At 67.5% G+C, this 13,627-nt stretch carries 11 protein-coding genes; 3 read left to right on the top strand and 8 right to left on the bottom strand.

What is annotated here, in order from left to right; translation table 11 throughout:
* Positions 1-90: 90 nt before the first annotated feature.
* Positions 91-1,266 carry an enolase C-terminal domain-like protein gene (locus BLS11_RS15480; RefSeq protein WP_092538693.1) on the top strand — a complete coding sequence of 392 codons (1,176 nt, stop codon included), beginning with the start codon at positions 91-93 and terminating at the stop codon, positions 1,264-1,266.
* Between the two features lie 91 nt (positions 1,267-1,357).
* Here the strand turns inward: BLS11_RS15480 and BLS11_RS15475 are convergent, their stop codons facing one another.
* From BLS11_RS15475 to BLS11_RS15440, 8 genes are all read right to left on the bottom strand, one after another.
* Complete coding sequence (locus BLS11_RS15475) at positions 1,358-2,056, bottom strand: cyclase family protein (RefSeq protein ID WP_092538692.1); 699 nt, start codon at positions 2,054-2,056, stop codon at positions 1,358-1,360.
* 71 nt (positions 2,057-2,127) lie between these two features.
* Positions 2,128-2,910 (bottom strand): SDR family NAD(P)-dependent oxidoreductase, encoded by a 783-nt coding sequence (locus BLS11_RS15470; RefSeq protein WP_092538691.1) that lies wholly within the window; start codon positions 2,908-2,910, stop codon positions 2,128-2,130.
* A gap of 46 nt (positions 2,911-2,956) precedes the next feature.
* Positions 2,957-3,910, bottom strand: a complete 954-nt coding sequence (locus tag BLS11_RS15465; RefSeq protein ID WP_092538690.1) for a mannonate dehydratase — start codon at positions 3,908-3,910, stop codon at positions 2,957-2,959.
* A gap of 65 nt (positions 3,911-3,975) precedes the next feature.
* A complete protein-coding gene (locus BLS11_RS15460; protein WP_092538689.1) occupies positions 3,976-5,319 on the bottom strand; it encodes a nickel pincer cofactor-dependent isomerase, group 22 in 1,344 nt (447 codons plus the stop codon).
* A 71-nt stretch (positions 5,320-5,390) separates the two neighbouring features.
* Entirely contained in the window at positions 5,391-7,595 is a 2,205-nt protein-coding gene (locus BLS11_RS15455; RefSeq protein ID WP_092538688.1) for an LUD domain-containing protein, read from the bottom strand.
* A complete protein-coding gene (locus BLS11_RS15450; protein ID WP_092538687.1) occupies positions 7,592-8,116 on the bottom strand; it encodes an LUD domain-containing protein in 525 nt (174 codons plus the stop codon). Before BLS11_RS15450 ends, BLS11_RS15455 begins: the two co-directional genes overlap by 4 nt.
* An 83-nt stretch (positions 8,117-8,199) precedes the next feature.
* Positions 8,200-9,216, bottom strand: coding sequence for a 4-hydroxythreonine-4-phosphate dehydrogenase PdxA (gene pdxA, locus BLS11_RS15445; protein WP_394327402.1), 1,017 nt, complete (start codon positions 9,214-9,216; stop codon positions 8,200-8,202).
* Positions 9,203-10,489, bottom strand: a complete 1,287-nt coding sequence (locus BLS11_RS15440) for a four-carbon acid sugar kinase family protein (protein WP_092538685.1) — start codon at positions 10,487-10,489, stop codon at positions 9,203-9,205. Before BLS11_RS15440 ends, pdxA begins: the two co-directional genes overlap by 14 nt.
* A gap of 120 nt (positions 10,490-10,609) precedes the next feature.
* Between BLS11_RS15440 and BLS11_RS15435 the strand changes: the two genes are divergently transcribed.
* On the top strand, positions 10,610-11,938 hold the full coding sequence (locus BLS11_RS15435) for a sugar ABC transporter substrate-binding protein (protein ID WP_092538684.1): 1,329 nt from the start codon (positions 10,610-10,612) through the stop codon (positions 11,936-11,938).
* Positions 11,939-11,976: 38 nt separating this feature from the next.
* On the top strand, positions 11,977-13,575 hold the full coding sequence (locus tag BLS11_RS15430; protein WP_092538683.1) for a sugar ABC transporter ATP-binding protein: 1,599 nt from the start codon (positions 11,977-11,979) through the stop codon (positions 13,573-13,575).
* The last annotated feature ends 52 nt before the right edge of the window (positions 13,576-13,627 follow it).

Raw genomic sequence — 13,627 nt, 5'->3', positions numbered from 1 at the left:
GCCGTGGTTCCGGTCTAATCGTCCGACGTGCGTCCATCGAACCTGCGACGCGAACCAGCATTTATTACGGTTCCCCGTGTCGGCCGAACTATGCCACCGACCATCACGCGGATAGAAAGCACGGAATTCCGGTACCCACTCGAGGACGTGGGCACCGACGGAAACGGGTTCAACCTCTCGTACGAACCGGGAACGACGACGGAGCGGAAACTGTTCGCCATACGGGTCCACACCGACGAGGGCATCACGGGCGAGTACGTCGGGGGGAACTCCCCGGGTGCGGCGCAGATAAACACGTTCGCGGACTACCTCGTCGGCAAGAACCCCCTCGAACGCGAACGCCACTGGAGCGAAGTGAAGCGAGCGTTGCGGAAGTACGACCGCATGGGAATCGGTCCCATCGACATCGCCCTGTGGGACTTCGCCGGGAAGTACTACGACGCGCCCATCCACGAACTCCTCGGCACCTACCGCACGCGACTCCCGGCGTACGCCTCCACCTACCACGCCGACGACAACGGCGGGTTGGACTCGCCGGAGGCGTACGCCGACTTCGCCGAGGAGTGTCTGGAGGCGGGCTATCCGGGGTTCAAGATTCACGGCTGGGGCGGAAGCGACGAGGCCAGAGACGTGAAACGCGAAGTCGAGACGATTCGCGCCGTCGGCGAACGCGTCGGCGACGAGATGGACCTGATGTGCGACCCCGCCTGCGAACTGGAGACGTTCGCGGACGCGTTGAAGGTGGGACGCGCCTGCGACGAGTACGACTTCCTCTGGTACGAGGACCCCTACCGCGACGGCGGCATCTCCCAGCACTCCCACGAGAAACTCGGCGAGATGATAGAGACGCCCATCCTGCAGACCGAACACGTCCGCGGACTCGAACCGCACACGGACTTCATCGCCAACGGCGCGACGGACTTCGTCCGCGCGGACCCCGAGTACGACGGCGGCATCACGGGCGCGATGAAGATTTCCCGCGTCGCGGAGGGGTTCGGCCTCGACGTGGAGTATCACGCGCCCGGCCCGGCGCAACGACACTGCATCGCGGCGACGCGCAACGCGAACTACTACGAACTCGCCCTCGTTCACCCGGAGGCGCAGAACACCCAACCGCCGGTGTACAAGGGCGACTACTCCGACATGTTCGACACCATCGACGACGACGGGACGGTGCCCGTGCCGGACGGCCCCGGACTCGGCGTCGAGTACGACTGGGACTACATCGAGGAGAACAAGACCGGAAGCGTCCACGTCTACGAGTAGTGACCGTCGAGGCGGGAATCGTCGGCACGGGCGGAACGCGGGGATGAGAATCCCCGACGTGCACGAGGCCGAACAGAGAGGTCCGACGCGGTCAGAGGAAGGCGAACGCTCGGACCGGCGACCCGCTTGTCCCGCGGAAGTTCAACGGCGGGAAGAAGAAGTACGCGCGGCGACTCTCGGCGCCCTTCAGCACCCGGTCGAGGTTTCGCACCTCCTCGATGGGTATCACCCCGTTCTCCAAGAGGGGGAGGTGAGACTCGTCCGCGCCCACGTCGGTGCTCGGGCCGTGGGCGGGCACCTCGTCGACCCACCCGCCGACGCTCGCGCCCTCGGTTCCGACCGCCTTCAGGTTCAACTCGGCGCAGTACTGCGCCGCCTCGGCCGTCAGGTAGGGGAACTCGAACAGGTACTCCTCGGTGAGTCCGTAGTACTCGTCCCACCCGGTGTGCAGCATCAACACGTCGCCGTCCTCGATGTCCTCTTCGAACGCCTCGATGTCCTCGGCCGTGATGGCCTCCTCCGGGTCCTTCGGCGTCACGTCGATAGCGACGCCCTCGCCCATGAACTTCGAGAGGGGAAAGTCGTCGAGGGACCGCCCTTCGGGAACGAAGTGAAGCGGTGAATCGACGTGCGTTCCGGTGTGGGTTCGCATCTCGGTTCGCTCCATCGTGAACCCGTCGCGGGCCGCCCAGTCGGTCCGTTCGAGCTCGAACGGCGGGAACGTCGGCCAGACGGGCATGCCGTTCTCTATCGGGTTGCTCAGGTCGATAATCTCCTCCGGCGGGAACATACGCGCCGTACGTCTCCCCCGGGAGAGTTAACTGTTAGCACGGAACGGAAGGGGGCGCCTGCACGGACGCCTCAGAATATCTGCCACCCGCCGTCCACGTGGAGGAGTTCTCCCGTCACGTAGTCGGCGTCGTCGCTCGCGAGGTAGAGGTACGCGCCCGCCACGTCCTCGGGCGTCCCGGCGCGTCCGAACGGCACCGGCTTGATCAGGTCGCCGCTCTGTGCCTTCTCTCGGGCCTCCTCGGACCATCCCTCGGTGAACTCGGTGGCGATTTGCCCGGGCGCGACGGCGTTGACGCGGATGCCGTGTTCGGCCAACTCCAAGGCGGCCCCGCGGGTTATCATCCGCACCGCGCCCTTCGAGGAGTCGTACTGCACTTGCTCGAACTGCGCGGTGTTGGAACTTATCGACGCCGTGTTGAGGATGACGCCGGGGTCCTCCCTGTCGAGCATGTCGTTTGCGGCCACCTGCGTCCCGAAGTAGACGCCCTTCGCGTTGACGGCGTGTACCGCGTCGAACTCCTCGGGGTCGAGTTCGAGTATCGATCCGTTGATGATCAGTCCCGCGTTGTTCACCATCACGTCCACGCCGCCGAACTCGCGGGCCGCCTCGACCAGCGAACGGAGTTGCTCCCGGTCGGTTACGTCCGTCTCGACGAACTCCGCGGTGCCGCCCGAATCGCGGATGGCCTCGTGCGTCGGCACGTCGGCGTCCTTCGGTTCGTCGTCCAAGTCGGCGACTATCACCGTCGCGCCCGCGTCGCCGAAGCGCATGGATACCTCCCGGCCGATGCCGGACGCGCCGCCGGTCACGATTACCGTCTCGTCTCCGAAGTCTGGTCGGATTCGTCCCATCGCTCACGTCTGTATTCGCAGAGTTGACGGTTATACGTTTGCCCGGTCACGCCGTCGCCTCCAACAGTCCCTTCAGGTAGCCGACGGCGTAGAGGCGGCCGAGCGTCATGTACCCCGGATTCGAGTTCTCCTCGCCCGCCATCGTCGGCACGTGGTCCGGGCGGACCGGCCCCTCGAAGCCGACGTCGCGGTACGCTTCGATGCAGGCGCGCATGTCCGTCGGGCCGTCGTCGTGCCACGTCTCGACGAACTTCCGGGCGTCGCCCTCCACGTCGCGGAAGTGGACGAAGTTGATTCGGTCGCCGAAGCGACGGATGGTTTCGGGGATATCGACGCCCATCGCCGCGAAGTTCCCCTGACAGAACGTGATGCCGTTGTACTCGCTGTCGTACATCCCCATCACCCGGTCGTAGTTCTCCGGCGAGGTGACGATGCGGTCCACGCCGCGGATGCCGTCGATGGGCGGGTCGTCGGGGTGAAGTGCGAGTTTCACGCCCGCCTCCTCGGCGACGGGGACCACCTCGTTCAAGAAGTGTTCGAGGGCGTCCCACAGTTGTTCGGCGTCCACCGGCGCTATCTCCTGTTGGGGCGCGCCGGCCATCAGTTCGTCGTCGTACGCCGTGGTGAGAGCGTCACCGCGGATGGGGAGGGCGGTGGAGGTGCGCGCCCACCGCTTGCCCGCCATCCAGTCGTAGGCGACGACGGGCACGCCGAGTTCGCCGAGGTTCCGGAGGTACCGCTTGAACCGCGCTATCTCCTCGTCGCGTCCCTCGCGTCCGAGGCGGGTGGCGTCGGAGATGGGGACGCACCCCTCGATGACGCCGAGTTCGAGGCCGTAGTCGCGGAATTCCTGGACGAGTTCGAGGAGTTCGTCGTACCGCCACGGGCGCGACCCGTCGCCTATCTCCAATGAGTGATACACCGCGGTTTCGACGCCCGTCTGCTTCGCCAAGTCCCATCGCTCGTCGCGCTCTGCGGGCAGGATGAGTGCCGGTTCCATACCCCTCTCTCCCGCCGAACCGCCAAAAAACTACACTCCCGGCGAACGGGCGGGGCGGACGCGCCTCACGCGTCGAGAACGTCCTCCGCGAACTGGCCGCCCTCGAACTTTACGGGTTCGGCCTCCGAAACCACCCGTAAGTCGTCACGTTCGCCCGCCTCTTCGAGGAGGGCGGGCGACGCCTCGATTCGTTCGAGGCGCATCGTGTCGCGGACGCGGACGACGCGCGGCGCGTCGAGGCTCTCGACGCCGATAGTCGAGAGGCAGGCGAGGAGTCCGGCACGGTCCGTCTCGACGGCCGGCGGGACGTGCGCACTCCGCAACGTCCCGGCGGTGACCGTGTTCATCAGCATGTCGTGGAGGTCCGCCTCCTCGAAGAGGTCCGCGTGTATCAGGTCGGCGGACCCCGCGCCGGTGGCGTTGCCGTGGGAGGCCGGGGTGAGGCCGCGGACGAAGATGCGCTTTACGTCCGGGGTCTCCGGTTCGGGTTCGTTCCCGTACACCCGCCGGCCGATGACGTTCGTGTCCAACCCCGCCCCGGAGATATCCTTCCCCATCCGGTCGACCACGAGGACGTCCACCTCGTCGAACGGTAGCGTCGGCAGGCGGTCGTACGCGAGTTCGAGGAGTTCGGCCTCCCGATCGAGGAGTTCCGAGGACGGGACGCCCTCGATGACGGCGGTGTCGTCGCGTTCGTCCTCGACGACGGCGACGCCGCCCGCGACGGGCAACTCCGCGAGCAACAGCGATGCGATTTCGGGGAGCATGTCGCGGAAACTCCAGTCGGCGGCCCACGAGTGGGCCGTCTTCGCGCCTCGTTGCTTCCCCATGCCGACGACGAGCATCTTCGCGAGGCCCGACTCCACCTCGCCCTCGAAGTCCGTGTGGGGCTTCACGCGGTTGACGGGGACGATGGCGTCGGCGGCGGCGGCGTTCGCGTCGACGTGCACCGCCACGCCGCGGTCCGCCGTCTCCCCGACGACGACGGTGTCCATCGTCGCGCGTATCTCGCACCCGAGGGTGTCTTCGGTCATCCCGAGGGATTCGAGCATCCGCCGTTGCCCCTCGGCGGTTGCCCCGCCGTGACTCCCCATCGCCGGGAAGACGAACGGGTCGTGCCCCCGTTCGCGCAGGCCATCGACCACCCCGCCGACGATATCGGGGACGTTCGCGATGCCGCGACTGCCCGCGCCGACGGCCACCTCGCCGCCGTCGGGCACCGTCGCTAACTCCAACGCGGCCACGGCGTCGGCGGCGTGTCCTCGAACCTCGTCGGTCGGTATCGGGTCCGTCTCCCACTCCTGTTCGACGACACCCATCTCCGGAATCGACGCGTCGCCGCAGGCGTCGAGGACGGAACGCTCCGGAACTGGCGTCGGCCCCGCCCGAGAGCCGTCTCTTCGTGGCATGCTATACCAAACCCCGCCGCCGAGCAAAAAATTGACGCCGATTCCGGCGTTGCACCGGTGTCGGTGCCGTTCTATCCGTCGGGGGCGACGAGTTCCACGGGGTGGACGGCGTCGCGGGCGAACAGGGCGCTCATCTGTTCTGCGCAGGAGGTTCCGCTGGCGACGAGGGTTCTGTCGCCCGCGTCGGCGAAGTCTTCGCGCAAGTCCTCGCCGACGTCCATCGCCAGTTCATAGTACTCGCTCTTGTAGCCGAAACTGCCGGCCATGCCGCAACACTCCGAGTCGGAGGTCATCACGTCGTAGCCGAGTTCGGCGAGGACCGCCTCGGTGTACGCTTCGACGCCGAGCGTTCGCTGTTGGCAGTGACTGTGGTAGGCGACGGGGTTCGTCGGCCCCGAGAGGGCGTCCGCGTCCGCGCCGTTCCGAAGGAGGCCGTAGACGTACTCCATCACGTCGTAGGCGTTCTCCGCGAGTCGTTCGTGCGTCGCCTCGTCGAGCAGTTTCTCGTACTCGCGGCGGAACGCGGCGAGGTCCGACGGTTCGATCACGACCACGTCGAACTCGGCGTCGAGGTACGGGTCCACGTCGTCGGCGACGGCGCGGGCGTTCTCCGTCGCCGTCTCTATCATCCCCTGCGAGAGAGGCGCGCGTCCGCTCTCTCTCGGCGTCGAGAGTTCGACGTGCGCGCCGAGGGCTTCCAGCGTTCGGACGGCGGCCTTTCCCCTCTCGACGCGGATGTAGTTCGTGTACGTATCGGCGTAGAGGACGACTTTCCGGTCGGCGGTTACGTTCGGCGCGCGCGGCGTCCGCGACTCGAACCAGTCGACCAGCGTCTCCCGCTGGAACTCCGGCAAGTCGCGGCGGGCGTCCACGCCGATGAAGCGGTCCATCGCGGCGCGGACGGGGCCGAGGCTCGCAATCGCGTTCGAGAGCGGTGCCGTCGCAGAACCCAGTTTAGCGAGCGTCCCGAAGTTGCCGAAGAAGCGCTTCTGGAGGCTCATCCCGCCGGGTTCGACGTCGGGCGTGAGGCCCTCCACGAGGAAGTCGAACTGGGAGGGGTCCGCCCCCTGATTCCGCCTGTCTCGGACGACGGTGTTTATCCACGGCACGTCTATCTTCACCGGGCAGGCGTCCACGCACCGGGTGCATCCGGTGCAGAGGTCGTTGAAATCGTCGGCGCTGTCGATGCCGTGGACGCCCGTCTCCCACCCGGTGGCGATGCCGCCGGTGTACGTCTCGCCGCCGAAGGCGTGCCCGCCGACGTGCTGGAAGTTCGCGCAGGAGTTCGCGCAGGCCCCGCACCGGATGCAGTACAGCGTCTCCCGCAGTTGGTCGTCCTCGCGCATCTCCGTGCGCCCGTTGTCCACGAGGACGAGGTGGAAGTCGCGTTCGTCGGCGCTCCCGAGGGGTTCGTCCGGGGCGTCGAAGTCGATGGTCGGCGACTCCACGGGCGGCGTCAGCATCGTCACGTACTGCGCTATCGGTTGCCCCGTCGCCGCCTTCGCGATGAGTTCGATGAACGGCTGTAACTCCTCCGCGCCGGGAATCAGCTTCTCGACGCCCGCCACCGCGACGTGGGTGTCGGGGGTGACCGCCGACTTCCGGGCGTTACCCTCGTTCGTCACGAGTGCGATGGTGCCCGAGTCGGCGAGGACGAAGTTCGCGCCGGTCATCCCCACGTCGGCGTCGCGGATGCGTTCCCCGAGGTAGTCGCGGGCGAACTCGGTGAGTTCCTGGGCCGTCTCGAACGGTTCCTCGGGGTCGAACGCCTCGTTGAACAGGCGCGCCACGTCGTCTTTCGACTTGTGGAGCGAGGGCCCGACCAGGTGCGAGGGCGCTTCCTCGGCCACCTGCAGGACGAACTCCCCGAGGTCGGTCTCCCAGACGTCCGTCCCGCGCGCCCGGAGATGTTCGTTCACGTCCAACTCCTCGGTGGTCATCGACTTGCTCTTGACCACCGTCTCGGCGTTTTCGTCCTCTACGACGCCGGCGATGTACTCGTTCGCGTCGTCGGCGTCGTCGGCGACGTACACCGTCCCGCCGTTGGCCTCGACGCTCTCGCGGACCCGTTCGACCAGTTCCGGCAGGCGTTCGATGGCGTCCTCCTTGATTTCTCGCGCCTCGGTCCGCAGGCCCTCGTACTCGTCGAAGTCTGCGGTCACCGCGTAGCGGTCCTCGTTGAAGACGGTGGTGTTCGCGCGGATGGCGTCGCCCTCCGTCTTCAGCAGGTGCCGAATCCGCTCGGCCTTCCGCCGACGCTCTCTCCGTGCGCTCATCGCCCCTCCAGCAGAATCACGCGGACGGTGCGCGGCCCGTGGACGCCCTCGACCAACGCGCCCATGTCGCCGGTGGAACTGACGCCCGTGGCGAAGACGGACGACCCGCCGTCCGCGAACCGGTCTGCGAGGTACGGGACGGTCGATTCGACGTCCGCCGCCACGTCGCTCTCGCGGACGACGCCGACGTGCGTCGGCGGGTAGAGCGACACGAGTTCGTTCCCGGCGGCGTTCGAATCCACGACCAGCGTCCCGTACTCCGCGACGGCGCGCCCGACGGGCGTGACGCCCGTCTCCGCCTCCTTGATTCGACGGGGCGTCAACTCCGTCTCCACGGGCGTCTCGTCCAGCGACGCGCCGTCGAACCCGAGTGGCGTCCCGACGGCGGGTTCGTCCACCGCCTCGGCGACGGCGTCCGCGAACCCCTCGGCGTCGGTGCGGGTGAGCGTCACGTCCAACTCCGCGAGCGACGACTCGAACGTCGATACCGCGTCGATAGCCATGGTTCCCTCTTCCGTCACTACCGTGTTAACACTTGCTGCGGTAGATGTAACCGAGCTACAAAATACGGCTCGTCCTCATCTGCTGTCCCCACCGGGCGTCTTCACCGACCGTTCGCGCGTCGGTTCTCCACCACCGTCGCCGCGACGCGAACGGCGTCCACCATGCTCGTTTCGCTCGCGATGCCCTCGCCCGCGATGTCGAAGGCGGTTCCGTGGTCCACGCTCGTGCGGACGATGGGGAGTCCGATAGTCACGTTTACGCCGCTTACGCCGCCGGTGCCGTCGAATCCGAGCATCTTCAGCGGGATGTGGCCTTGGTCGTGGTACATCGAGACGACGCAGTCGAAGTCGCCCCGCGCCGCGCGGACGTAGACGGTGTCCGGCGAGAGGGGGCCGTCGGCGTCGATGCCCTCCTCGCGGGCGCGTTCGACCGCCGGGGCTATCTCCGCCTCGTCTTCGTCGCCGAGGAGTCCGCCGTCCCCGGCGTGGGGGTTCAACCCCGCGACGGCGACGCGCGGCGACTCGACGCCGAGTTCGCGGAGGGCGTCGTCGGTCACCCGAATCGTGTCGAGGACGTTCTCCGTCGTCACGAGGTCACAGGCCTCCCTGAGGGGGACGTGCGTGCTCACGTGCGTCACGCGCAGGTCCTCCTCTACGAGCATCATCGAGTAGTTCTCCGTGTCGGTTCGCTCCGCGAGGAGGCCCGTGTGGCCGGCGTGGTCGCTCCCCGCCATCCGCGTCGCCTGCTTGTTGATGGGCGCGGTGGCGATGGCGTCCACCTCGCCCGCGAGGGCGAGTTCGACGGCGCGTTCGACGTACGCCAGACTCGCCTCGCCGTACTCCGCGCGCAACTCCCCGTAGGCGAGTTCGTCCACGTTGTCCATGTCCAGGACGGACAGCGCCGAGGGGTCGTCGCTCGCCTCCGCAGCGGAGTCGACCGCGCGCACGTCGAGTGCGGCGTCGCACGCCTCGACGGCCGCCCGCACCGCGTCCGCGTCGCCGACGACGACGATACGCGCGAACTCCACCGCCGCGGGGTACGCCTTCGCGGCGACTTCCGCGCCGACGCCCGCCGGGTCGCCCATCGTCACGGCGACGAGCGGTTTACTCGAAGTCATCACGTCCTCCGAGACGGGCGGCGCACTTACGTATTGCCCCGGGCGTGCCGAACGCGCCCGCTTTCGTCACCACCGGCGTGCCGTCCGCGAGTCCGCCGGCGATTCGCCCGAGCGGTATCCCTTCCTCGACGGACTCCCCGGTGAGGAGGACGCCCGCGGCGTCCACCGCCTCGAACGCGTCCGCGGCCACTGCCCCGCCCGTGACGAACAGCGATTCCGGGGCGTCGCCGCAGTCGCGCCACAGTCGCCTCACCGCCTCCGCCAACGACTCGCTGACCCGTTCGCGCACCGTCGATTCGTCGACGCCGAGGCGCCGCCCCGCCTCGACGGCGCGGTTCGGTGCGTCGGCGTCCGGGGCAGAGACGAGTGCGGCGAGTCCGGACTCCGAGAGGCGGTCGGCGCACGCCGCCGCGGCGTCCTTACTCGCCCTCTCGGGCGACTCGACGGCCGTTTCGAGGGCGAGGGGAACGACCGACGAGTCGGGAAGCGCGCGAACCTGCGCTCTCGTCGCCGGGTTCGTGCTCCCGACGACGCAGAGGACGCTCCGCTCCCGCCTCGGGACCGACGGCGGGCCGTCGGCGGCGGGCGACGGTGTCTCGACGTACCGGGCGAGTCCCGCGCTTCCGACGTAGAGGACGTCACACTCCGCCCGCGCCGCCCCCGCGGCTATCGCTTCGAGGTGGCGTTCGTGGGCGGCGTCGGCGACGACGACCGTTCGGCCCTCCCGCGCCGTCGCCTCTACGTCGGCGGCGACGGTCGCCGCGCCCGCGGCGACGCGGTTCACCGCCAGTCGGACGACCGGGAAGGTGGACGCCGCGAACCGCGTCGGGAGGTGCGACGTCTCGACGGGTCGCTCCGGGTCGTTCCCCGCGTCCGTCTCCGCGACGGGGACGCCCTCGACGAGGTGGAACCCCTCGACGGTCGTGCGGCCGTTTCGCGGCGAGGCGGGCGCGACGAGGGCGATATCCGCGCCGGTCGCGTCGAGGGCGGCGTCCACTTCGGCGACGAGGTTCCCCCTGAGCGTCGAATCGACCTTCTTGTAGACGAACGCGTACCCGTCGTCGCCCACCGCGCGTTCGACCCTCGCGGCGGCGTCCGACGGGTCGGCGTACCGGGAGTCCGTGTCCACGACGCGAACGTCCGTCCCGGCGTCCGCGTCGGTCGATTTCCCTCGCGCGGAGACGAGCGTTCGAAGGCCGCGGGCGGCGAACTCGTGGCCGGTGTCGGTCGCCCCGGTCAGGTCGTCCGCGACGACGAGTCCCGAAGGCTGCATGCGACGGTCTTCCGCCAGCAGTCGTAAAAACCTACCTCGGGAGCGAAGGCGGCGGCGTTTAATCTGAGGTTCGTATATATCTCCGGTAGATTTACAACTCAGGCTTTCCAGTGCTTTGGCATGGTAGACCATGACAATAGTCTATCAGTTCTCGGGCGGAGAGCGTACTTAAAAGGGGCGTCGGTCGCCGCACTCGGCGGGTTAGCCGGGTGCACGGGCGGCGGTGACGGCGGCTCCGGCGGTGGCGACGGCACCGAAGGCGGCGAGGGGTCCTCGTACGACAAGGTGTTCGCGACGGCGGAGACGTTAGAGAACGACTACTGGAGCGCGTTCGCGGAGGGGTACGGAACGGCGGCGGACGCGTGGGGACTCGAACACGACATTCAGGCGAACGACGCCGACACCTCGAACATGCTCTCGCAGTTCGACTCGGCCGTCAGGGGCGGCGCTGACTCCGTCGTCGGCACGGCGAGCGACGACTCGGGCGTCCCGTCGTTGGCCGACGCCGCCGGCGGCGAGGGCGTGCCGTTCGTCGAGATGTGGGCGATGGGCAAGTGGTACACGCCCCTCGACGCGGGCGAGCACTTCGTCCAGTACAACATCCCCGAACCCGTGCGGACGGGCGGTTTGACCGCTCGCATCCTCTTCGAGGCCATGGGCGGGGAGGGGAACTTCGTCCACGTGACGGGCATGCAGGGCACCGTCGGGGCGAACGGGCGCAACATGGGCGTCGAGGAGGCGATGAAAGACTACCCCGACGTCGAACGCCTCGGCGACCCGTTGCCGGGCGACTGGAACCGCCAGAAGTCACGCGAGTCGATGCAGAGTTTCGTCTCCCGATTCGGCGACGAGATAGACGGCGTCTACGCGCAGAACGACACCGAGGCCCAAGGGGTGTTGACAGTCTGTCAGGAGCACGACCTGAACGTCCCGATAGTGGGCTACGACGGCACCCAAGAGACGGCGAAGGAGATTCAAAACCAGCCCGAAGACGGGAGTCGCATCGTCGCGACGTTCACCGCCCACCCCGCGTGGCAGGCCGGGTGGGCGATAGCGAAAACCTACGACTGGCACAACGGGTGGCGACCCGACACGCCCGAACGGATGATGTTCACCGGCGGTTCGCTCGTCGTCAACGACCCCTCGAAGTGGAAGGACACGCTCGACCACGACCGCTTCGTGAAGCCGCAGACGTACCTCGACTCCGTGTTCGGGTCCGGAGACCCGCCGTACGACTGGAAGAAGATGTCGGTGGTCGAGTCCGGCGAGGACGCGTTCGACCCGCAGAACAAGCTCGTTCCCATCCGGAAGAGCGACTTCTTCCAACTGCTGTGGACGGAGGAGAACAAGCCGAACGGCTACTCGCTCCCCGACGAGTACGACGACTCCGACGCGTTCGACGAAGTAGAACAGACGTACGCGGACCGGTGGTCGGACCCGTACGCATGAGCGTCACCGCCACGAACACCCCCACGCCTACGAGATAGATGTCCTCGAACAAACAACGAAACCAACCGCCTCGGGACGCCGAGGCCGCGGTCCGAGGCGAGGAACTGTTCCGCATCGACGGCGTCTCGAAGTCGTTCCGCCACGTGGACGCCTTAGACGACGTTTCCCTCACCGTCGGCACCGGAGAGGTCGTCGGCCTCGTCGGCGAGAACGGCGCCGGAAAGAGCACGCTGTTGAAGATTCTCACCGGCATCCACCGCCCCGACGACGGCCAACTGTTCCTCGACGGCGAACCGATAACCGTAGACGGGCCGAACGACGCCGCCAGCGAGGGCATCTCGCTCGTCCACCAAGAACAGGACGTCATCGGGAACCTCACCGGGTACGAGAACATGTACCTCGGCCTGTTCGACCGATTCACCACCGGCGGCGTCCTCGACCGGCGGGCGATGCGGGAGGCCGGACAGGAAGTCATCGACGAGTTGGGCATCGACATCGACCTCACCGACACCGTCGCCCACTACGACTTCAACGAACGGCAGATGCTGGAGATAGCCAAGGCGTTCAGCTACCTCGGCGACGCCGACCGGCCCATCATCCTGCTCGACGAACCCACCGCCGGCCTCGAAGAGGAAGGACGCGACCTCCTCTTCGAGCAGATACACCGACTCCGCGAGACGGCGTCGTTCGTGTTCGTCTCGCACGAACTCGACGAGGTCCTCGAAGTCTGTGACCGAATCTACGTCCTGAAGGACGGCGCGGTCGTAGACGAAGTCGCCGCCGCGGACACCACCGAAGACGAACTCCAGCGAGCGATGGTCGGGCGGGACGCCTCCGAGGAGTACTACCACGTCTCCGCCCAACGAACGGTTGCGGGCGAAGACGTGGCCCTCTCGGCGGACGGCCTCGCGACGGACGACGGTCTGGCGGACGTCTCCTTCGACCTCAGGGAGGGAGAGATCCTCGGCGTCGTCGGCGTCGACGGGTCGGGGAAGGCCCGACTCGGCCGGATTCTCGGCGGGGCGCGCGCGCCCGACGCGGGCACCGTCTCCGTCGGCGGCGAGCGAATCGAGAACCCGACCGTCTCGAAGATGGTCGACTCCGGCGTCGGCTACGTTCCCAAGGAGCGCAAATCGGAAGGGTTGCTCCTGTATCAACCGCTCCGGTTCAACGTCTCGCTGCCGAGCATCGGACTCCCCTCGATGCGCGACGACGTTCCGCTCGCCGGTCGGTCGCTCCCCCTCATCGACTTCGACCGCGAGGAGGAACTGGCCGAACGGGCCGTCGAGCGACTGAACATCAAGACGCCCGGCATCGACGAACTGGTCGAACGGCTGAGCGGCGGTAACCAACAGAAGGTCGTCCTCGCGAAGTGGCTGATGCGCGACGTCTCGGTTCTCGTCTTCGACAACGTGACCCGCGGCATCGACGTCGGCGCGAAGGAGGAGGTGTACAGGCTCTGTCGGGAGTTGGCCGACGACGGCGTCTCGATGCTGTTCATCGGCGACGAACTCCCGGAGGTCATCGGGATGGCCAACCGCATCCTCGTGATGAAAGACGGCAGTATCGTAGACGTCGTCGAGGCACCGCCCGGCGACAAACCGACCGAAGAGGAAATCATTCAGGAGATGATCTGACGATGTCAACGACTATCGGCGACGGCGCACGAGAGAAGTTCGAACAGTTACG

It is taken from the genome of Halopelagius longus (assembly GCF_900100875.1).
In the GTDB taxonomy this organism is placed as follows: Archaea; Halobacteriota; Halobacteria; order Halobacteriales; family Haloferacaceae; genus Halopelagius; species Halopelagius longus.
Note: the sequence above shows the minus strand (reverse complement) of the source record. Positions and strands in the feature narration are given on the sequence as shown.

Bases quoted from the DNA above. Each gene is read 5' to 3' on its own strand.
- BLS11_RS15480 (WP_092538693.1), top strand. From the start codon at position 91: ATGCCACCGACCATCACGCGGATAGAAAGCACGGAATTCCGGTACCCA.
- BLS11_RS15475 (WP_092538692.1), bottom strand. From the start codon at position 2,056: ATGTTCCCGCCGGAGGAGATTATCGACCTGAGCAACCCGATAGAGAAC.
- BLS11_RS15470 (WP_092538691.1), bottom strand. From the start codon at position 2,910: ATGGGACGAATCCGACCAGACTTCGGAGACGAGACGGTAATCGTGACC.
- BLS11_RS15465 (WP_092538690.1), bottom strand. From the start codon at position 3,910: ATGGAACCGGCACTCATCCTGCCCGCAGAGCGCGACGAGCGATGGGAC.
- BLS11_RS15460 (WP_092538689.1), bottom strand. From the start codon at position 5,319: ATGCCACGAAGAGACGGCTCTCGGGCGGGGCCGACGCCAGTTCCGGAG.
- BLS11_RS15455 (WP_092538688.1), bottom strand. From the start codon at position 7,595: ATGAGCGCACGGAGAGAGCGTCGGCGGAAGGCCGAGCGGATTCGGCAC.
- pdxA (WP_394327402.1), bottom strand. From the start codon at position 9,216: ATGACTTCGAGTAAACCGCTCGTCGCCGTGACGATGGGCGACCCGGCG.
- BLS11_RS15440 (WP_092538685.1), bottom strand. From the start codon at position 10,489: ATGCAGCCTTCGGGACTCGTCGTCGCGGACGACCTGACCGGGGCGACC.
- BLS11_RS15435 (WP_092538684.1), top strand. From the start codon at position 10,610: ATGGTAGACCATGACAATAGTCTATCAGTTCTCGGGCGGAGAGCGTAC.
- BLS11_RS15430 (WP_092538683.1), top strand. From the start codon at position 11,977: ATGTCCTCGAACAAACAACGAAACCAACCGCCTCGGGACGCCGAGGCC.